Source organism: Vibrio caribbeanicus ATCC BAA-2122 (assembly GCF_000165125.1).
GTDB classification, from domain to species: Bacteria; Pseudomonadota; Gammaproteobacteria; order Enterobacterales; family Vibrionaceae; genus Vibrio; species Vibrio caribbeanicus.
Genome location: NZ_AEIU01000056.1, coordinates 19,666 through 41,493, shown reverse-complemented (window position 1 = coordinate 41,493; position 21,828 = coordinate 19,666). Strand labels below are relative to the sequence as shown.

Genomic DNA, 21,828 nt, shown 5'->3' with positions numbered 1-21,828 from the left:
ACTTGGGTATATATCAGAGTTCTGCACTCATCGCTGCACGATTGATGACTTGATTGAAAATTTCATAAAACTCTTCCTCGTTGTTAAAAAAGTGTGCAATCTTTTCACTAGACATCAATCTAGTTTTGATACTGCTGATTTCACTCTCAGTAATTTCAGAAAAATTCAAACCAACACTGATTAGCTCTGCTTCAATCAAATTCTGAACAATATCTTTTAAAGTATGTTGCGGATAACGCCCTTGCCAATGCTCGGAAACTTTCACCTTGGATTGGTTTATTGAAGAAAGCTGTTTCTTCACGTCTTTAAGCTCTTCGATTATATAATCTTCTTTCGTTACTTCTTTGCTATCAAGCTTAGCGACGGTGAAAGTGCCAAAATGTTTTAGAAAAGCTGTATAGTTAACTTCCGTCTGTGATTTATGTAGGGTCGCCTGAATCTTCTTTGTCAATTCCCCCTTGAACTCTACGATTTTTGAAAAACGAAGGTCTCTGGGGTACTCAAGGTGCTCAATTGGAGATGTATCAAACGAATACGAAGTTTTATCGTCTTTCACAATAATTGTCGGTTTATCGAATGCCAACCTCATCCCCAGTTCAAACATAACATTTGGGTTTTTACCACTGACATCACAAACTACAATAGGATTGCAATATAGGTTTTGAATTATACGTTTTTGGATTATCCCGACATCATCAGCGTTACTCACAAGATTAGCCCAGCACCCTGCCCCCTCAACTGCTTCAGTAAGAATACTCTTTACGTCCAGCCAGTGTTGCTCATTACAGCCATCCAATGCTGAGATTGGCATCACTAATCCACAGCAAAGCTTATCTACTTTATTGTCACTCATTTTATTTCCCCTTGAAGTGCTGACACGAAAGTAATGCATCTAATGGTTCATCACTTTATATGCGTATTAGCAAACAACTAAGTTACAAATTACGAGCGTATGTACCAAGATACACGCAATACTGTATATGCATACAGTATTGCGTGTAAAGAAGATTTTTACGAAATAAATCTGTCAGATTAAGCTAAGCCAAGTTGATCCCAAAGTATTTCAACAACAAAGAAATTAACCAAAAACATGCCACGGAAATAAGTCCACTGCACAGTAGAGTAACCCAAAAAGAAAAACGGCCTAACAAGTATGGGAAAATCAGAAACATTGGAAGCGTTGGAAGCACATACCAAAATGTGTAGAAAGCATGACTGGCCAAACGTCGGTTCCCTTGCCCCTCTATATACATCCAAACTAAAGCAAGTATCGTCACTGTAGGAAGAGCCGCAACAAGTGCTCCAAGCCTATCGCTTCGTTTGGCAATTTCAGAAATGGTGACAATAATAGCTGCAGTCGTAAGGTATTTAATAATGATCCAAAGCATGATGACTCTCCTGTTTACTCAAGTAGTAAGATTCAACGTGAATAGCCTACCTTGTAAACAAAGTTTATTCAGTTCGTTACTCTCGTCACTTCATAGTTTCCATTCCGATAAATGACGGCGTAACTACTATAAGAAGTCCCGGTTGATACATAAGGCCTTGCCTCAACATTTCCATCATCAGTGGCAACCACAGCGGTAATTTTTGTTACAAGGCAGATACCCCGCTCATCATCAGTCCAAGTTTGTCCGACGTGAGTAACATAGGTACTTTGAAAGCAGGCGGCAAATTCAACTCTTCCTGAGACATTGTGTTGAGTTGAATTTGAGATGCTTACAAATGGGTATCCCCAACTTGAATCGCGTTCATTAAAAACTAGAGCTCCTTCTTCAGCAGCAGAAATACTAGAAGAAAATATAAAAATCAGCATGATGGGTAATATATTAAATTTAAACATAAAGCCTCTTATTAAGTTAATTTTTTGCGAACATATCATCAATTTAAAGTATTAAAAGACTTTATTTTTTACATATTTAAATTATTTCCAAAATAATGACAAGCATCAAAATAAAAATATATATTAGTGATGTAAAGTTCAGTTGAAAATTAAATGAACTGACAATATAAACTTTAAGTTGATTATTTTTTGAGACAATAGATAGAATGAAATAGTTTGTATTAAAAATTTCACATGTTAGATTCAATCTTCGACTTTAATTAATAAAACAGAGTGACTTAACAGTGATAAAATTTAATAAAGGTATTGTCTTTTCAATTATATTATCATCACCATTTGCACAAGCAGGAATAATAGCTACATATGGAACAGCAACTCAAAACGCATGTGTAAATCTTCTAGAGCCCGCAAATGATGATATGTTGGTTCAAGTAAAACAGACGATTTGGGACACTGTGGATGTTCTGACCAAAGACTCATTTTTCATCATAGATAAAGGGCAATCTGGCCTACATTGTGACAGTGAAACTATTTCTGATGACATTTATGTTAACGGAAAGGTCATTGTCAATTGGACAGTAAAGAACGTTCATAACGGTACAATTCTCGCCACTTTTAATACCGCTTCCGAGTTTAATGGAGAAGGAGCAAACAATGACTGGAATATTCAGGAAAAAGGTCAATGTGGCAGCGAAGAAACACCTGGGGTATATTTAATTGCCGAGAATACTCACTCATGCGGTCAGATCATAGATGTACCTGATGAAACAACTGTCTCTGCCGTTTTTGTTCCCACCTTAGAGAAGGCAGATAGTTCGACAAAACTTATCGATGTTTCTGGAGGACTTGTAGGCAGTGCTATCGAAGGAAGTGGAGGTGGTGTTATCAACGGTGTAGCCCACAAGTATTATGCTCGATTAGAAAGCGATAGCCAGGCCATTACTCCTTATTATTTCAGTGGCATAGGTCTTTCTCCCGATAAGCTCAGCCCTGGGACAGATTACAACATTAATGTTGCGACAGGCTTATGGTTAGGCAAAAAAACCAATAGATCGTGCCAACGACATAACAAAAGTGGCGTATGTGGAGAACAAGAGTTTAACATTGGCTTAATACCAGAAGCCAGTACCGTGAGATATTCAATTACCTATCTTGGGAGCTGCGCAAGTACACTAGAAAATGGTAAGCGATACGGGACACCACTCTTCAGTCAAGCAACACTCCTCTCGAACAACATGAACAATGGACTTCCGAGGGCAAGAAATGTGAGAGTAAATCGATATAACAGTCCAATCGCAAATAATTCCTTCCACGGAGATAAAGGAGACTGTGATATCAATGAAGAAGGTTACCCCGTTGATTTAGATGGTAATGCTATCATAGGTTGTGGAGAAATGAATCAACATCATAAATGGCCACAGTGTGTAAAAATGGTCGATTTAAATGACTGGTTTGAATAAGAGTTTAACACGATAAGTCTAGCAATATATTAGTGTAAGGGGCTGAAATATCCAATAAAGCCCCTCTACTTGAAAGTGAGTTGACGATTTTGGATTTAGGTGACTAGATCTTAAAATCGTTGTCTTACCGACGAGATTAGCCAATGTCACCTCAACCTAATATATTGAGGTGACTTGGGTATATTTGCTAGATACTTAAATGACTAATTTTGAAAACTCCATCTATTGATAGTCTATCCAATTCTTCCTGTATAAATAATATTTTTATTGCACTAGGCTTATCAGAAATTTTTACTGACATCTTTTTCTTTGATGCACTATCAATATCAGTAATTACTATTGATGTCTTACCATCAACAACAAATGTTAACTCGTCACCACTGTGTTGAACAACTATTTGCTCAGAGCTAAAAGTAGATAAGTCTATTACTGAAGAATAACTGCCTTCATCTACTATAATTTTTAAGTATTCACCTATTAGGTTATTAAAATTATAGTTATTTTCTCGGCCAAATGATGAAAGAACTAAACTGTCCGTATCTTTTATCCCTGAAAAATTCAAATCTTGCGATAACAGTTCGTCAGAAATTAAAGTCAACACACCTTTGGTTCTCACGACATCTTCATAATAGCCTAGTGCAGTAATAATATTACCATTGGCCCCCGAAATAAAAAGTTGTTTAGACCTTGGGCGATAAAATATCTGTTCAAAACCTTGCGATGATTCTCCAATCCAAATCATATTATCTTGAAAATCAAAGGAGAGTACCTGTCCTGTTTCAACAACAATCCAGCGTTGGTCAGTCTCACCGAATTGCACAACTTTTTGTGTGGCGTAGCGGTCTAATAAGCCATTAATATCTTGATGGTTATTTTCGAGCCAGCGATCCAAAACAGCGGTTAGCACTGGAGTCGAGCTCTGACCAAGATTAAAAACCAATCCTGACAAGGTCTCTGCCTTAAATCCATCATGACTCGGGCTAAAGTTTTTCAAGGGCTGATCAAACGTAGTGTCGACAAGAGGACGCTGTAATAACCCATCAGTAATGAACTTAAAGTCAGGAGTAAAGCTGTACATTTGATCAATATCAAACATTTGTAACGTGGCAAGGTTGCCTGAAGTTACATTGAATAACCAAGCCGTACTTTCATCTTTAGAACCAACAAGTTTATATTTATCACTTCCCCACTCTGTTGATAGCAAGACAAACTTCTCTTCATCAGGTAGATACCAGACTGTCAATGGAGCGCCATTATAATCGGTAAGACCGTACAACATTATCTGATGCTTTGTTCCTTTCAGTTTAGAAACAATTTCTGACTGCCAAGAATTTGAAAAATGCTGTAACCATGTTTTATTTAAACCAACAAGGCTAAACTGACCATCTTCCAAAACAAGGTTGATCTCTCCATTTGAACGGACAACATATACATGATCGTGTGCCGATATCTGCTCATCTTTTTGTAATGCCACCCTCTTTATTGAATTTTGATGTTGAATATATAACTCATGTTCATTTTTACTATAAAAGTATTGCGTTTCATCATCGACAAGGATGAGGTTAAGATCTTCAATTGGCCGTTCAAAGCCGATGCTCAGCGGATGGGACTTTCCTTTGACCAACCATACTGGCGTGTAGCGTTGCATCCCAATCTCAATGATATCAGCTATCTGCGGTCGACCTCTCTTATCATTAGGTAAATCAACTAATGGGACATCCATCCATGCGAGATAAGAAGGCGACAATTGACTAGCTTGATTGATACTCTGACTAGATACGGCCTCAAAGAGTTCTCTATCTCCATGTATATCGGTAAGCATAAGACCATTCTCAGTAAGTCTGTACAAATATCTTATTGTTGACTGGTCAGGCATTTTATAGCTTGCCCCGACAAGTATGCTGCCCGCCTCTATCCATGCATCAAAGTCTGCTGAAATTGCCTGTATGACTGGCTTGTGTACAGGGTAAAAAGCAACCAACTTTCCTGTAGATAATTCTGTACGCCAAAGCTGTCCATATTGTTTATTGAAAAATAGCGCTGTTTGCGTTTGTACATCGATTAATTCTGCGTGTTGCGTTAATTCAATAGAAACGTCATTTGTGGCGATAAATCTGTCCTTTGTAACGTCATAGTAGGCTCTACCAACCAGTTCACCTGCATGTTCGAAGTTGTCGACAACGACATAATTACCCAAAATTTGGTGATCTTTGACCATTTGCTGTAAATGATGTTGAATCCCCTCAGCATGTTCCGACAGGTTGTATTCGGTTTCGACAAGTGAAAGACCAGAGTCATTTAAATGCCAAACCTCGCCATTTGATAGGAAGATATTGGCTTCTCGCGATGTCGATAAGCTGAGATCAATTTTTGTATCTCCGAGCACTAGAATGTCTTCTTGGAAACGAGGTTTACCAACATTCACTTCTCTAGCATCAATATTCCAACTCGTTGAATGAAGGTCAGAAACTTGATAGTGAGCCTGAGGTTGAACGAACAGTTCATGACTTCCACCTTGTGAGATTAAATGGTAACTGAGCTTACGCGCTCCAAAACCCCCGACTTTTGGCGTATAGATTGTTCTATTTTGTGTACCAAGATCAATCTCAACTGTGCGATCCACAAATTCTTCTTTCATAGTTCTTATAATGAATTCAGATGGGAAAACATAAAAGTCAAAATCAAAATCACCTTGAGTTTCTAATTTTCTCAATACATCAAAACCCAGGTCTTGGCGGGTTGTTGAACCTGGTAAGATTTGATAATCATAATCAATAAATGACTCACCAGTTGCTGGTAACATAATGTTCGATGAATTTGTCTCGATTGAATGAGAGCCTGAATACCCTAGTCGCTCTCGTATAGAAATGGCTTTACTTTTATCATTTTGAGCGTGTGGTAAATCTCCCGCCCAGAAGAAGTAGTTAAGATTACCGGATCCTGTCTTTCCATGTTTTGATGAGTAAAGCTTCTGGCTCCCAATTTCAATAACACCTTGGCTTAAATCAATCTTTTCTATGACTGCACCGGGGATAGGCAGCAAAATATCGTTCTCAATATCGTAGCGATACCCTCCTTTTTTATAAGCCTGATCAACCGCATGAAAATATCGACCCACTTGTTCTGCATCAAGAGCTATTTTCCCGAAAGCCTCAGCCAACGCAGTAAAACCAACCGCAAGGCCGCCGACAATTGCTCCCGCTTCTCCTAGTACAACGGCTGTCGTAGAAGCACCGACCAAACCTGCACCAATCGCTGCCCCACCAAGCGCTGTGCCTACTGTATTAAAGCCCAATTGAGTGGCAAACACTGCCTCTTGTTGAGTATTTTGCGCATTTGCTAACTCATAAGAGTTCAGGCCTATGTTAACGGCACCAAAAGCAATGCCAATACCTTGGTTGGCTAAACCGGCAATACCACTTAACGTAGTACTCACAACTTCCGTATCCGCTGTCATAGCCGTTTTAAATAGATTGACCATATGCTGAGCATCATTTAACACTCCATGGGTTATCTGTGCAGCCATGACATAACTGTGGATTTCTAATGCACGTCTCAAACTTTCAGAAGCTGGATCAGACACCTGATTCCTCTGCTTCTCTTGAAACCAAGTAATAATTGATTGAACAGCGAAAGCGGCATTCAAACCATCAACACCCTCTGCGTCTTCAAATTGAAATGAATTTAATCGCTCTCCAGAGGCTACATTATGGCTGGTTTTCATACTAGAAAACTGCTCACTCAGATAGTCCCTAACTTTGACCAACTCTGTTCCTGCAACCTCAACTCTTTTTTCTTCAATACCATCAGGAGAAACGAAGGTAATCGCTGATCGCACGGAAGAGACTTCCTCGATACTTGCAACAACAGGAATCCATTCTGGAGGGAGCTGGTGTTCTGCTACAATACTGGCTATGGTTTTGCTTAGGATTCTGGCGTGTTTGTCCGCACTTACCTTGGTCAAGCTTGCCCTTAGTGATAAATCTTGCCTGGACTGTTCTTCAGTCTGATCAAGAACAATAATCGACTCGTCATCTTCGATAGGTGCCAAAGGCTCATCCGTCGTTAAGTTGACGACTTGTTGTCCAGGTAAGATTTCAATGTCTGCCATTACCGATGTATCAATAGAAACCACGCTAAGCTCTGGTCTTCCTGACGTCCCATCGGCTGAATAAAATTCAGCCATGTTGGCAACAATTAAATGAGATTCTAAGGCTTTTTTGAGGGACTTTAACGAGGAAAACTCAACAATAGAAAAGTTAGGATCATAGAAATAATAGCGTTTAGTGCCCATATCATTAATGGCATATAAACCCATAGAATGGCTAGCAGTATTCAGTGCAAAAGATACTTTACCATAGGCTGCTAATTCTCTTTTCACTGCCGTAATAACGCTATCAATATCGAGCCGGCCGAAAAGGTAGCTGCTTTCTTTCGCATCGGAGTTAGTGTGCAAATTTTGCAGGCCATCTAACAATAACTGACTCTCAACCGCTTGCGGATTTGCCGCTCCTATAAACAGTTTATCGGAAAAATTCCGTATCGCCTGCTCACCTCTTGCTGAAGCAACTGACATCGCTCTTACTAATGGGTAACATCGACCACTTCCATCACCCAGTAATGCAAGAACAAAGTCTTGTGGGATACTCGCAACCACCCTACCGCCAATTCGGCTCATTTCTCGGTTAAATTTACTTGTATAGTCGAGAACTTTTGCTGTTTTCTCACTATCCATATGAACGTTGATATATTTAGTCAGAGCACCCTTTTGGCGAGCATTTAATCCATTATCTCCCAGTAAGATTAACTGCTTCTGGGTAATACTCATTAACTTTTCAAACCCAGGTATTTCGACCTCTTGATAATGCTCATACCCATCATCAAACTCTATTTTTTTACTACCGATTAAATTACCAAAATCTCGTTCTGCCGCCAGAAATCTTTGGTGAATCTGATTTTTATTTACATTACCCGTTCGTAAACTGTCGTCGGTAACAATAAGTTGGTCGATCCCTTGTTCAAGTTTCTGCTGGTAGTTAAGCCACATCACATCAATATCCCGAGATAAGTTGACTAAACCAAACGCATTATTATCAAGCTCTACAAGGCTCTTCCTGAGTAAAGCTAATTTCTCATGAGCTTGTTCTTTGTTAGGGTAACCAGGTGTTTTCACTTTACCCAATTCAACAAGCCTTTGACGTGCCAAACTTTTACGCTGCGCAGTAAGCTTTTGTTTTATTTTTGCTCTTAATTCATTCCATTGGGACAAACTAGAGTGAGTATCGACTGACTTCACTTCGACAGGATCGTATGGGAGATCCTCAATATTATCAGTCGAAATACCTAATCTTTGAGCAAGTTTTTTTAATTGATTCTGAGTATCGCTACGACTTTGTTCAAAAATAGGAGATAGATTTTCACCATTGAGCATCACAGGCACGGCTGTCGTTGACGCTGTTCTGCGTACTTCTAAGTCACTAAAACTATTAAATGATTGCTTTTGAACAACACTTTGCCATCCCAACTCGGTATAAACCAAGAAAGTAACATCCATTCCGTGGTCAAATTTAACCGAATCCTCCACTCTATAACCAGAGCTTAAATCGCGCATAGCCACGACATTATCATAAAGCACATACGCATGTGGACGTTTATCAAAATACACTCGATATCGGCTTTGAGAATGATCAACGACAACAATGGTTCCCCCTTCTGTTGTCGCTGAGACAACCATTTGCCCGAGATCTGCTGATTTTTTAATATCAACATAGGTTGGCGTATTGTCTAATATTGGTGACCGCAATACTCTAAGGTCTTTGCTCGCTCTTCCATGCTCTCGTTGAATATTGAGTTGATAGCCATCTGTTCCTCCGCTTATCACAGGCTTACCTTTTGAGGGGCCTTTTTCGGTTAGAAGAGGAGTAACATCAAGCGTATATTTTTTCAAAAATTGTTGTGGTGAGGAAGCAAGTTCATGTGCCGCTTCCAAAGAACGAACAAACTCAGAGCGATAATCAAACGCTTTATCAACTAAAGCAATTTTGCCCTTCTGGTAACCATGCTGCTCTAATTGCTCAGGCAAAAGGATTGCGAGTGATTCATTTTCAATCAAATTATCTAGTATTGCACTTGTTGCGACCGTCGCTCTAGATCCACCATGACTAGAGAATGCCAACCTTGAGCTTTCAGAGTAATTTCTACCTTTGGCCAAAGTAACCATTCCCAGTGGCTGATGTTCAATCCAAGCTTCTTCAGGAATGTACTGGTTGAGAAAATTAAGCACCTTCTGTGCGTTATCAATTTCGGCTCCCTCTAGATATAGCACTGCCTGATCGGTTAGAACTGCGAACTTTGAAGGCGCCATGACTTTCGCTTGTCTAACAATTCCCTCTAACTCACCAGTAAATAGTTTAGAAAGAGCTTCAGTAACTTGAGGAAGGTATTTTTTAGAGAAGTTAAGTGTAATTCTGGATGTAAATAAAGATTCGTTCAAAGTGTCTTGATAAAAACTCGCCGGAACAAAACGCGCAGATATTGCCTGACTAACAAAGAAAGCAGCCGATATTTCGCTAATGGAACGATCGCTAAAACCTTGAATATTGATTTCAAGCTTCGGATCATTTCTGTTTATCTCTCTTAATTGAGTAAACATATTCGTTGCTTCATCAACAGTGAGCTCTTCCAAACCTTGTGGTTTCGTACCTGAATAAGAGTCGTAAAAATCTTGGTGGACTTTATCTCTCAAGATCGCGTATTTTTGACGCGTTTCAATGGACCAACCCTGATCTTGTTTGATGCGCTGCTTTATCTCTTTAACTAGATTTGCGTTGTCACGATTTGATTTAACACTATCTCGCGATTCGCGCATTGCTTGTAAAAAGGTGTTATACCCATTTAAGAATTGTTGTTCTTCAACACCCGTAATTACATTGATTGAGTTTGAATATGAGGGGATATCATTTTCACTGGCTGCAAAAACAAAACACGGCGTAAAGAATATTGATGCTAATGTTGTTGATATAATTGTTTTTTTCATTTTTTAATTAACTACTTCTAATAAAAATATAGAAGTATCAAATTAAACTACTCTGATCAAATATTTCTAGACTATATTTATCAAGAGATTTTTAATTAAAATTAAAAATTTAAATTAAAAAAATATAAATACATGGAGGTTTATAATGCGCAATGCATTAACAATAGTTCACATAATCACACTGCTGTTCATATCTTTTAACCTACACGCAAACACAAATATATACATTCTTAATAATACTGATAAAAAAATAAATATGTTTTTAAATGACTTCCATGAAATATCTACACAATACAACAGCGAAATAGAGCCATATCAATTATCCAAAGTAATGAATATCAGTCGTTACTCTGGCCTTGAAACAGATAGAAAGTACAATATAATTGCATTTTTCGGCTACGAATATGCAGCATTAAATGTTGAAATTTTGGGTACAGTATGGGGTTCGGATATGTCATTTAATCTCATTGATCCCGAAACGACACACATAGGGTTGCTGTATTCAGACAGAACCATTCACCACTATGAGAAAGGTAACTATGAGTATTATATAAAAGCAAGCTACACCGGAGGCTATGACGATATTACCGTCGTCGTAAATGATAAAAATAGCTCGGTTGAATCACAAGAAAATACCATAGATATTATAAGCTACAACACGTGGATGCTCAGTCATATCGGACAAAAGATGGAGACGAGAGATTCACTGATAGCGAAAGAAGTCCGAAATCATGATGTCGTCTTTATGCAAGAAGTTTTCCGTAGTGAAAACGAAAAAGAAATAAAATCTACTATGGGAGATTATTTTAACTATACAAGTGATAAACTCAATGGAGGTGGCAGCAATACCTATGATGGCGGCGTAATTACTTTCAGCAAATACCCAATTGTTGAACAAAATCAACATGTTTTTGATAACTGTAAAGGGACAGATTGCGCCGCAGATAAAGGAGTACTTTACACTAAAATTGTCAAAGATAATCAAAACTACCATCTCTTTAATCTACATTTGGGTTCTTGGGACACCCAACAACATAGGGATGTGCGCATACTCCAGCTAGGAGAAATATTTGTGTTTATGCAGAGCTTAAATTTACCTGATGATGAGCCTATTATCATTGGCGGTGACTTTAACATCAATAAACATAAATTTCCCTTGGATTATATGCAAATGCTAAGAATATTAGGCGTGAGTGATCCCGAACTAATTGGTGAGCTAATTTATAGCTATGACCCTTTATTAAATAACTTTTTTACCCCTAGCGAAGAAGGAAGAGAAAGGTTTGACTACTTATTATATGTAGACAATGGTGCTATTTTAGATAGCAATAGCCAAATAAAAGCACTTCGCAGTTTTGATCAAAGTATTTGGGGCACTTGGGATCTATCAGACCATTTTGCTATAAACGCTAATTTTACTATAAAACACCAAGAGTAAATAAAATATAAAGATAGTTTTATCTTCATGAAGTAACTTATATTGGGCCATCAATCAAATAAAGATACAAGTCTATATTTTTTTGTTGAAAATATATTTCTTAAGTGTTCATATTCACGAGAATTATAGAGGAAAAATAATGAAGAATATAAAAATAGCACAGTGTTTTTGTCTCACCCTCTTTGCCTCAACACTGACTTTTGCTTCTGATAATTTTAATATTAAGGAAATACTATCAGGAGAAAATGTCGAACAATTTGCTTTGGGTGATACTGATGGTGATGGTAGAGATGAAATCATCTATCTTAATAGTTATGGGCAGATGAAAATTGCAGAGAACTACACAAACTCTCGTGATATAACAGATTTATCAGACTCTACTTGGTTTTTAACCAATAATTGGAAACTGGAGTTTCAAGATATTCGCTTCCCCGGTGAAGAAATTAGAACCATATTTAGCTATATTCAGAATGGGCAAGTTTATAAATCTGGAGTGGGTTTAGCCTCAGTAAAAGATGGAAAAATTGAAGTTAATATTAATGGATACTCTGGTAACCCTGCAGTTACGATTCACTATTTATCTATAGCAAATGGGAAAATGGAGGGTTTCTTTAAAGATATTGTCTATTCAAATTCTAGGGTCTACACATTTACTGCAACCAAACAGTAGTGAACCTATCAACGATATACCAAAGTAACCTCAAGATGCTAGGTTAGAACGCAGACTTAATATGGCTAAATATATGATTTAGCCATATTTATCTGCCCCTGGAAACACACTATCTAGTATGTGGAATAGAAAAAATAAACGGTGAGGGAAATACTGGTAATGATGATCCCTACCCTTACATAAGTGGCATCTATGCGACGGGATATTCTCGCTGCGATAAAACCACCGATCAAAGTTCCCAGCATAACGGCCGCCCCGCTCGACCAATCAATTAGGCCATCATAAATAAAAATGACAATTGCCGTCATCGAAACAATTGCCGATATGAGTAGTTTCAGGCCATTCATCTGATGAACATCAGAAAAACCTGTAAGAACCAGATAACCAAGAATAACTATTCCCAGACCAGCATTAAAAAAACCACCGTAAAGAGCGATTAAAAAGAGTAAGAAAACTGAAAGATAACGAAACCAAGGTTCTTCTTTCAGTCTACGAGAAATAAGATCATTAAGGGCTCGGTTAACACGTTCACCCAAAATAAATAGACTTGTAGCGAATAACATTAACCAAGGTATCAATGCTTCAAAATGAGCAGAGGGTATAAACAAAAGGCTGATTGCCCCCAATGCTCCACCCAAAGTACTAAATAAAACAACCGTGGGCAGAAAATGACGAATTTCTTTCAGCTCCTGATAAAAGCCAGCCGCCCCGCTAACGTATCCTGCGCATGAAGAAAACGTATTAGTTGCATTCGCTACAACAGGTGGTAGGCCAACAAATAGCAAAGCAGGAAAAGTAATAAAGCTTCCACCTCCCGCGATACTATTGAGAACACCTGCTAATAAACCGGAGAAAAATAGCAACACCCATTCCATGACGTTTACTCAATAAAAAGTCGTATGAGCTTTAGCCTATTGCTCAAAGACCAAATTAGAAATACCCATATTTCAATATTGTGGACTGCTTAGAGTAACTCTATGAATTTTTCACGCCAAGAGTGAAGACTTTCACGGAAGTTTCTGACTTGCCTATTGTTCATTTTTGACAAAATCATAACGATATATTGATTTGATACCTCACGGTTGTACTCAGTTTTAACTCGTAGCTCCGGAGAATATAATTGCCTAGGTTCAACTAACAATCGATACAGTTGAGCACGCGACACGGCCTCATTTGAACATCTCGCTAGTATAGACTGGATCTCCAGTCTTATTTTTGTTTGGTGTGACACCCAATCCGGAACCGTAATTTTGAGGTCACGACTCCATTGTTGGACACCATCACGTTGATCTTTGGTCAAAGATCCCATCCATTTCTCAATATTATTCTGAATACGCTCACGATACCGTTCACGTATTTCTATATCCGATAACCCCTCAAACTTTTCTTTATATGATGTATGCCTTACACGTATATTATCTAGAAGCTCTTCTTTCTGTTGTATTGAAAGACTACAAGCTAATGAATACAAACTTGGTGCTAGTCTTGCCATCAAACGTCGATAATGATTCCTCAGCGCAGCTTCTTCTGCGCCTATCATAGACGTATTTAACTGTTCAAAATTTAGCTCTGATAATACATCGAGGTGATGAATATAATTTGGTAGTTCTTCTTTGCGATGCCATTCACTTAATACCGCTAATTGATTAACTATGAGCTCCTTTTGAGTTTCATCAAGATCAACATAGTCATCAATATACTCTAATACGAACCAATCCATGTGGTTATAGACAAATTTTGTCCCGCACCCAAAAAGAAAGAAACTTAGAATAATCAGAGTAATTAATCGCTTCATTTTGTCACCCTAGACTCATACCCCACCTCAAAACGCAACGAGTTACTTATATTTCTACTCAAGTAACCTCAAGATGGTAGGTTCAGCTAAAATGGCTCGCTTTACAGACAAGACAACGATTTGAAAATCTAGTCATCTAAGTACATCTGTAAAGACGCGTGTAAAGCAAGACAACTCGCCTTTGGGGACGTGCATTTTGAAGTCACTTGGATATATCATAGTTCTGTCACCGATTAGTGCGCTATTAAATGTCTAAATTTACGCTAAAAGTGTTAAGTAACAATTCTTCAGCTTCCCTAGAGACATGTAAAACTTCTATCCAAATAATGAGATCATACAATAACCGCGAAAACAGGGGCTGGATGTTAGTGCAATCCTTCACTCCTAATAAAGCGAGGCCATAAGAGGCTACTTATATTTCACTGAACTCTGACGCAAAAGATTGAGCGTACGGTAGACTTAATCGACTTCGTGATACTCTTTACAAACGAGTTAGCCTAACTCAATAGCAACTCCAAGTTACGTAAGGTATATACCCAAGTCACCTCAAGATGCGAAGTTCAGCGAGAATGACTTATTTTACAGGCAAGGCAACTCGCCCTTTGGAGGCGTGCCACAACGCCGATTTCATCGTCAAACAACTTGGCAAGAGCCCACTATTCCGCTGCGTTATTTTCCTTGAACTCAACGCTGTGGCATCGCTCTGAAGCCTGCATTTTGAGGTGACTTGGGTATACAATAGTTAGATAGTGTTCCATACACCGAATAAAAGGTTACTCTATACAATGAAAACTTCAGTTATTATTTCAATAATAGCGTCAGCAACGCTATTTGGTTGCAGTAATGCAGCAACCAGCATTTCTAACCAAAAAGAGCAATCCTATATATGTCAGAATAAAGCACTTGCTGGTGGTTGGTCAGCATCTGATGTGACACCTGAGGCAAAGCAAGCCATCGCACTTGTTATTGAGAAAATGGGAGATGACGCAGAATTAAAGCGTATCGATCTAGTGAGAATACAGATTGTAAGTGGAATGAATTATGCGGTTCAATTTACGCTAAAAAATGGGGAACAATGGCATGCCATCGTTTACCGAAACTTAAGTAATGAATACTCAATAGTCGAACCTGCAAAACTCGGTATCTTGTGCCAATAACCTGCAGGTATCTTATATACCCAAGTAACCTAGCATCTTAAAGCTACTTGGGTATAATAGAGCGTCAATAAAAATACTAGGTAAAAACATGAAAATCTGTGGTGTAGAACTCAAAGGTAACGACGCTGTTATCTGTCTTCTCTCTAATTCTGAAGGCGTTATTCACTTACCTGACTGTCGCGTCACAAAACTCAGCATTGGCAATGCAAATGACACACAAGAAGTGCGCAAGTTTCAGTTTTCATTTGCAAAACTCATACAAGATTACCAAATCGAAAAAGTCGTTATTCGCCAAAGGCAAGCAAAGGGTAAATTTGCAGGCGGCGCAGTGGGTTTCAAACTTGAGGCAGCGATTCAATTGATCGATGATTTAAACGTAGAAATCGTTTCTCCAACCCAAATCAAAGAGAGCCTAAAAAGAAATCCACTCGCAGTGACGTTTAAAGACACTGGCCTTAAACAATTTCAAGAGCAAGCATTTACTACCGCATACGCTTGTTCGATGATGCGTAATTAATCATCCTCATACCCACTTTAACTTCAAAGTAGAAACATCCCAGCTCAAGCTTTGCTTGAGCTTACCTAACTGCCGAACTCCTCATTCGGCTCTTTATCAATAAATTTCATGTTTCACGCACCCATTGTTATGTTATAACATAACAATGGGTGCGGCGTGAGCCCACCCTCGTTTAAAATATCTTATAGAGGTAATCATAAAAATGTTGAGAAGAAACCCAAGTGGACACATGCCAACAGTATCGAAAAAATCCTTTGTCGACCCGACAGCAATAATCTGTGGCAAAGTTATTGTTGAAGAAAATGTGTTTATTGGGCCTTATGCGGTTATTAGAGCAGATGAAGTGAACGAACAAGGTCAAATGGAAGCCATCACAATTAAAAAAGACACCAATATCCAAGACGGTGTTGTAATACACTCCAAAGCTGGAGCCGCGGTGACAATTGGAGAACGCTCATCAATTGCACATCGTTCCATAGTCCATGGTCCCTGCACTATTGGTGATGATGTCTTTATCGGTTTTAATTCAGTGGTGTTTAATACTCAAATTGGCGACGGTTGTGTAATTCGACACAACTGCGTAGTCGATGGTATCAATCTTCCGAACCTTTTTCATATCCCACCTATGACTAATATTGGCTCAGAAGAGGATTTGGGTAATATCTTACCCGTTACTCCAGATTTTGTTGCTTTTTCCGCGTCGGTCGTCTCAGCGAATCATGCTTTAGTCAAGGGCTATCAAAAGATGACTAATGAGCTTTAACTTTACGGCTTAACTTAAAGTTAATGCCTATACCCAAGTAACTTCAAGATGCTAGGTTCAGCGAGAATGGCTTGCTTTACAGGCAAGGCAACGATTTGAAAATCTAGTCATCTAAATTGAAAATCGGTAACAAAGTATGTAAAGCAAGACAACTCGCCCTTTGGGAGCATGCCACAGTGCCGATTTCATCGTCAAATAACTTGGTAAGAGTCGACTATTACGCTGCGTTATTTTCCTTGAACTCAACACTTTGGCATTGCTCTGAATCCTGCATTTTGAAGTCACTTGGGTATATCTTTGTATTTAAATTATGGGCAGTTGAATAAATAACCAAATGCCCATAATGCAGAGTTGATTTTCTTAACTAAACATAGCATTCAGCTATGCTACCTCTCTATTTTTAAATTTCCCCAACAATGCGTCATAGAGCTCATGGTCTGTCAAAAGCCCAATGAAATCCTCTTCTTCTACAAGTAGCAAAGGCTGTTTACTACGCTGTTTAAGCTCGATTGCTTCTCTCATTCCAATCTCTGGGCTGACTTTTACTACAGTCATAGTATCGATATCATCAAGACATGTTTGACCATTACTCCAATCCACCAAAGTTTTATTTGAGTCAACTAACTGCAAGCCTGTTTGCCCCTGTTCTACCCATAAAGACTCAGAAGGGTTAATTTCCCACTGATCTTTTCGACAAGCCAACTCATTTTTCGCTTTCATCAACGAACGCCCTTTCAATACGTTGAGAGGATTAGTATGAGCGACAAAATCACGAACATATTCAGTTTTTGGAGACAGAATAATTTCTTCTGGCTGACCATGCTGTATCAATTGCCCCGACTCCATGATAGCAATATTGTTGCCGATCTTAAGTGCTTCGTCCAAATCATGACTGACAAAGAGTATAGTTTTATTTAACTTATTCTGAAGCACAATTAATTCATCTTGTAACTGGGCTCTTATCAAAGGGTCTAGTGCTGAAAAAGGTTCATCCATCAATAAGATATCAGTATCCATAGCGAATGCTCTCGCTAGTCCAACTCGCTGTTGCATTCCACCTGAAAGCTCGTGTGGGAATTTGTCCTCCCATTGCCCTAAGCCCACCATCGAAAGTTGCTCTCTAGCTTTATTACGTCGTTCGGCTTTCCCCACTCCGCGCATTTCAAGCCCAAAAGCGACATTATCTAAAACCGTAAGCCACGGCATTAAACCGAACTTCTGGAAAACCATAGATACACGATGGGTGCGGAGATGCCTTAACGTTGCATCATCACATTGGGCAAGATTAACAACATTTTCTCCATCTTTGATCTCGAGCGAGCCACGGCTTATTTCATTCAGCCCATTAACCGCTCTCAACAAACTCGATTTTCCAGAGCCAGAAAGTCCCATTAACACACAGATCTCTCCTTCTTTCACTGTCAATGAAACATCATTGACACCTACGATCTGCCCTGTTTCATCAATAATTTCTTGACGAGACTTCCCTTGATCAAGTAATTCAAGAGCGCTAGCTGGTTTGTCACCAAAGACAACATCTAAGTGCTTTATTGTAATAGCGTCCATAACTAAACCTCTTTTTGGTTTGGTGTCTTACACAACCTGTCTAAAATGATCGCCACCAAAACTATGGCAAGCCCAGCTTCAAAACCTTGAGATATATTGACCGTGTTTAAAGCTCTAATAACGGGTTTTCCCAACCCATCAGCGCCAACAAGTGCAGCAATAACAACCATAGAAAGAGACAGCATAATGCACTGGGTGACACCAGCCATTATACTCGGCATGGCTGCAGGTAATTCGACTTTAAACAGCAGTTTCATTCGGCTTGCCCCAAATGCTTTTCCCGCTTCTATGAGTTCTTCCGGTACTTTTGTCATACCCAAATACGTGAGTCGGATTGGAGCAGCGATGGCAAAAATAATGGTCGAAATCAAACCAGGTACAATTCCCAGACCAAACAGAACCAAGGTTGGAATAAGATAAACAAACGTTGGTACGGTTTGCATGAGATCTAAAACCGGCCGAAGAATGGTATATAGCCAAGGACGATGGGCAGCCATGATGCCAACAGGCACACCGATCAGTACAGACATAGTTGTTGCCGCAAAGACCAAAACAAAGGTTTCCAACATTTCCTGCCAATAACCCAAATTTAGAATGGTAAGAAGTGCCGCGACAACAAAAACCACCAAAGGGATACTGCGGTGCAAATACCAAGCGATAGCTGCCGTCAATAATATGGGTAAAGCTGGCGGCATCCATTTAAACACATCAACAACAAAATGGATGATGGTCTCCAAGAAAATAGAAATAGCATCGAAAAAACCAGCGCCGTTTAACGTTAGCCAATCTACACCAGCCTCAATCCATTCACCCACAGGGATTTTATTATTTGTAATAAAGTTCACTATAAAGCCTTCATGTTAGGGCGATAGAACAATACCTACCCCCCATCTACTTATACATTTGATTTTATGTAGCTACTAACAGCCTTTGCTGCGTCTTTTCCGTCCAACGTTTTGATACCTTTTAGCCAAATTTCCACTTGACTTGGATTGTTATGTAACCACTGCTGGGCAGCTTTAGCTGGTTTCATGTTCTGATTCAAAATCGCTTCCATCAGTTCATTTTCCATCTCTAAGCTAAACTCTAAATTTTTCAGCATTTGACCGACATTTTGACATTCAGATAAATAATTACTGCGCACATTTGTATAGACATTGGCGCCACCATAGTTCGGACCAAAGAAGTCATCACCACCAGATAGATAGGTCATTTCAACATTACTATTCATTGGGTGTGGAGCCCACCCAAGGTAGACAATCCATTGATTTCTTCGAGCAGCACGACTCACCTGAGAAACCATTCCAGCTTCACTTGATTCGACCAACTTAAAATCTTTTAAGCCAAACGCATTTTTGTCTATCATAGATTGGATAAGACGATTCCCATCATTACCGGGCTCAATACCATAGATGCGGCCTTTGAACTTGTCGGAATGCTTAACTAAATCTGAGAAATTCTTTACTCCAGCATCATAAACATACTTGGGTACGGCCAATGTATATTTGGCACCCTCCAAATTTGCTCTTACTGTCTCCACCGTACCTTCATCGCGATATTTTGCGATGTCAGCCTCCATCGTCGGCATCCAGTTGCCCAAAAACACATCAATATCACCATTCGCCATCGACGAGTATGTTACCGGAACCGATAGGAGATCTGTCTCTGTCTGATAGCCCATTCCTTTAAGTAATTCAGATGTCACCGCTGTCGTAGCAGTGATATCTGTCCAACCAACATCAGCAAAACGTACCGTATCACACTGGTTTGCATTGACATTCAGAGCCACGGCCAATATTGCCGAAGTGGCTATTGTCCTTTTGATTTTTAACATAATCATTTCCTTGTATTTATTACTGATCGTTTTATTTAAATCTGTTCAGCAAGCCTTTTAGGAGAGTTGAGACGCTGTTTCTCCCTCCAATTAGGATCTATCCAGACTTCTATTTGCTCACTTTTTAGTAACGGTTTGGATAGAATCATATCGGCCACTCGCTCGGCTACCATAATAGTAGGGGCATTTAAGTTTCCATTAGGAATCGTGGGAAATACTGATGAATCCACAACCCTTAAATTCTCAACTCCCCGAACTCGACATGATGAGTCTAATACCGCCAAGGGGTCATTCTCCGCCCCCATTTTACATGTGCAGGAAGGGTGATAAGCGCTCTCAACATTTTGTTTAACCCAAGCATCAATATCTTCATCGCTTGTTATGCTGATACCCGGCTGAATTTCATCCCCACGGAATTTATCCATTGCTGGCTGCTGGAGAATTTCGCGTGTTAGTCTGATACAGTCTCGCCAATCTTGGCGATCTTGCTCTGTAGAAATGTAATTGAATGTGATATTTGGTTTTACACGAGGATCACTCGACACAACCTCCACTTGACCACGACTTTCAGGCTTATTAGGCCCAACATGAACTTGAAAGCCGTGCCCATCAAATGCAGCTCGACCATCGTAGCGCATTGCCGCTGGCAAAAAATGGTACTGAATATTTGGCCACTTTAATCCCTCGCGCGAGCGAATAAATGCACACGACTCAAAGTGATTTGTCGCACCAAGCCCTTTGCGAGTCAATATCCACTCTGTACCAATTTTCGCCTTACTCAAGAGCCCTAGTTTGCTATTAAGAGTGATTGGTTGTTTGCAATGATATTGAAAATAAACTTCTAAATGATCTTGGAGGTTGCGTCCAACTCCGGGCAAATCGATAACTTGTTCAATTTTTGCTTTGGATAAAACGTCTTGAGGCCCTATACCAGAAAGTTGTAGAAGCTGTGGCGAACCGATAGAACCAGCACTAGAAATCACTTCTTTTAAAGCATTTACATCGTGAGTTTTACCATTTTTTTCATATTCAACCCCAGTTGCTCTGTGGCCATCAATATGTACTTTATGAACCACAACACCTTTAACTAAAGTCAAATTTTTACGCTTGAGGGCGCGCCTTAAGTAGGCGTTAGAGGTAGATGCACGTACCCCCTTATCCACCGTCATATGCATTGAACCGAAGCCTTCTTGCTGATAACCGTTATAGTCATCCGTTTCTGGATAGCCGGCGTCTTTTCCTGCCTCAATAAATGCCTTGTAGAGAGGGTTAAGCTTCATATTATTTCCAGCACAGGTTCCAACGGGTCCCTGTCCCCCTCGGTATGAATCTCCCCCCTTAAACCAAGATTCTGCACGCTTAAAATACGGTAAGCAGGATAAGTAACTCCACCCAGTGGCTCCGTTTTCCTCCCACTCATCAAAGTCACAAGCATGACCGCGAACATAAACCATTCCATTAATAGAAGAACTACCTCCCAAAACTCTCCCTCGCGGGCAATGAAGCCTTCTTCCATCTAGACCCATTTCCTCAGACGTTTCAAACTGCCAAGCATATCGCTCAGTATTCATCGGATAAGAGAGTGCTGTGGGCATTTGAATAAAAATACTTTTATCCGTACCTCCCGCCTCCAAAAGTAAAACGCGATATTCACCACTTGCTGATAATCTGTCTGCCAAGACGCAACCGGCAGAACCTGCGCCGACAATAATAAAATCGTAGCTGTTTTCCATCACTATTTTTCCCTGA

The 21,828-nt window shown here is 39.5% G+C and carries 16 protein-coding genes; 6 read left to right on the top strand and 10 right to left on the bottom strand.

Annotated features, from left to right (window positions below; all coding sequences use genetic code 11):
• Window positions 1-13: 13 nt before the first annotated feature.
• From RH40_RS05540 to RH40_RS05530, 3 genes are all read right to left on the bottom strand, one after another.
• The gene (locus tag RH40_RS05540) at window positions 14-853 is read right to left on the bottom strand and encodes a hypothetical protein (protein WP_009600418.1); all 840 of its coding nucleotides are present in this window, start codon (window positions 851-853) and stop codon (window positions 14-16) included.
• A 184-nt stretch (window positions 854-1,037) separates the two neighbouring features.
• Window positions 1,038-1,388 carry a DUF3147 family protein gene (locus RH40_RS05535; protein ID WP_009600417.1) on the bottom strand — a complete coding sequence of 117 codons (351 nt, stop codon included), beginning with the start codon at window positions 1,386-1,388 and terminating at the stop codon, window positions 1,038-1,040.
• Between the two features lie 68 nt (window positions 1,389-1,456).
• Window positions 1,457-1,843 carry a hypothetical protein gene (locus tag RH40_RS05530; protein WP_009600416.1) on the bottom strand — a complete coding sequence of 129 codons (387 nt, stop codon included), beginning with the start codon at window positions 1,841-1,843 and terminating at the stop codon, window positions 1,457-1,459.
• A 284-nt stretch (window positions 1,844-2,127) separates the two neighbouring features.
• Here RH40_RS05530 and RH40_RS05525 point away from each other — a divergent pair, with 284 nt between their 5' ends.
• A complete protein-coding gene (locus tag RH40_RS05525) occupies window positions 2,128-3,303 on the top strand; it encodes a hypothetical protein (RefSeq protein ID WP_009600415.1) in 1,176 nt (391 codons plus the stop codon).
• A gap of 187 nt (window positions 3,304-3,490) precedes the next feature.
• Here the strand turns inward: RH40_RS05525 and RH40_RS05520 are convergent, their stop codons facing one another.
• Window positions 3,491-10,339, bottom strand: a complete 6,849-nt coding sequence (locus RH40_RS05520; RefSeq protein WP_009600414.1) for a TcdA/TcdB pore-forming domain-containing protein — start codon at window positions 10,337-10,339, stop codon at window positions 3,491-3,493.
• 145 nt (window positions 10,340-10,484) lie between these two features.
• Here RH40_RS05520 and RH40_RS05515 point away from each other — a divergent pair, with 145 nt between their 5' ends.
• Complete coding sequence (locus RH40_RS05515; protein WP_009600413.1) at window positions 10,485-11,777, top strand: sphingomyelin phosphodiesterase; 1,293 nt, start codon at window positions 10,485-10,487, stop codon at window positions 11,775-11,777.
• A gap of 139 nt (window positions 11,778-11,916) precedes the next feature.
• A complete protein-coding gene (locus tag RH40_RS05510; protein ID WP_009600412.1) occupies window positions 11,917-12,447 on the top strand; it encodes a hypothetical protein in 531 nt (176 codons plus the stop codon).
• 113 nt (window positions 12,448-12,560) lie between these two features.
• Here the strand turns inward: RH40_RS05510 and RH40_RS05505 are convergent, their stop codons facing one another.
• Window positions 12,561-13,322: a sulfite exporter TauE/SafE family protein gene (locus RH40_RS05505; RefSeq protein ID WP_009600411.1), complete on the bottom strand. Its 762-nt coding sequence runs from the start codon at window positions 13,320-13,322 to the stop codon at window positions 12,561-12,563.
• 89 nt (window positions 13,323-13,411) lie between these two features.
• Entirely contained in the window at window positions 13,412-14,242 is an 831-nt protein-coding gene (locus tag RH40_RS05500; protein WP_009600410.1) for a DUF6279 family lipoprotein, read from the bottom strand.
• A gap of 785 nt (window positions 14,243-15,027) precedes the next feature.
• On the opposite strand from RH40_RS05500, the gene RH40_RS05495 reads away from it, so the two are divergent.
• The 3 genes from RH40_RS05495 to RH40_RS05485 all read left to right on the top strand — a co-directional run bounded on the left by RH40_RS05495 (window position 15,028) and on the right by RH40_RS05485 (window position 16,679).
• Window positions 15,028-15,399, top strand: coding sequence for a cystatin family protein (locus RH40_RS05495; RefSeq protein WP_009600409.1), 372 nt, complete (start codon window positions 15,028-15,030; stop codon window positions 15,397-15,399).
• 88 nt (window positions 15,400-15,487) lie between these two features.
• A complete protein-coding gene (locus RH40_RS05490) occupies window positions 15,488-15,916 on the top strand; it encodes a DUF3010 family protein (RefSeq protein WP_009600407.1) in 429 nt (142 codons plus the stop codon).
• A gap of 202 nt (window positions 15,917-16,118) precedes the next feature.
• Entirely contained in the window at window positions 16,119-16,679 is a 561-nt protein-coding gene (locus RH40_RS05485; protein ID WP_009600405.1) for a DapH/DapD/GlmU-related protein, read from the top strand.
• Between the two features lie 381 nt (window positions 16,680-17,060).
• Here RH40_RS05485 and choV read toward each other — a convergent pair whose 3' ends face one another.
• Genes choV through betA form a run of 4 tightly spaced genes read right to left on the bottom strand, consistent with a single transcriptional unit; the run spans window position 17,061 to window position 21,812 of the window.
• Window positions 17,061-18,245, bottom strand: a complete 1,185-nt coding sequence (gene choV, locus RH40_RS05480; RefSeq protein WP_009600403.1) for a choline ABC transporter ATP-binding protein — start codon at window positions 18,243-18,245, stop codon at window positions 17,061-17,063.
• Between the two features lie 2 nt (window positions 18,246-18,247).
• Window positions 18,248-19,090 (bottom strand): choline ABC transporter permease subunit, encoded by an 843-nt coding sequence (gene choW / locus RH40_RS05475; RefSeq protein ID WP_009600401.1) that lies wholly within the window; start codon window positions 19,088-19,090, stop codon window positions 18,248-18,250.
• 50 nt (window positions 19,091-19,140) lie between these two features.
• Window positions 19,141-20,079, bottom strand: a complete 939-nt coding sequence (locus RH40_RS05470) for a choline ABC transporter substrate-binding protein (RefSeq protein WP_009600399.1) — start codon at window positions 20,077-20,079, stop codon at window positions 19,141-19,143.
• Between the two features lie 35 nt (window positions 20,080-20,114).
• A complete protein-coding gene (gene betA / locus RH40_RS05465) occupies window positions 20,115-21,812 on the bottom strand; it encodes a choline dehydrogenase (RefSeq protein ID WP_009600397.1) in 1,698 nt (565 codons plus the stop codon).
• Between the last annotated feature and the right edge of the window lie 16 nt (window positions 21,813-21,828).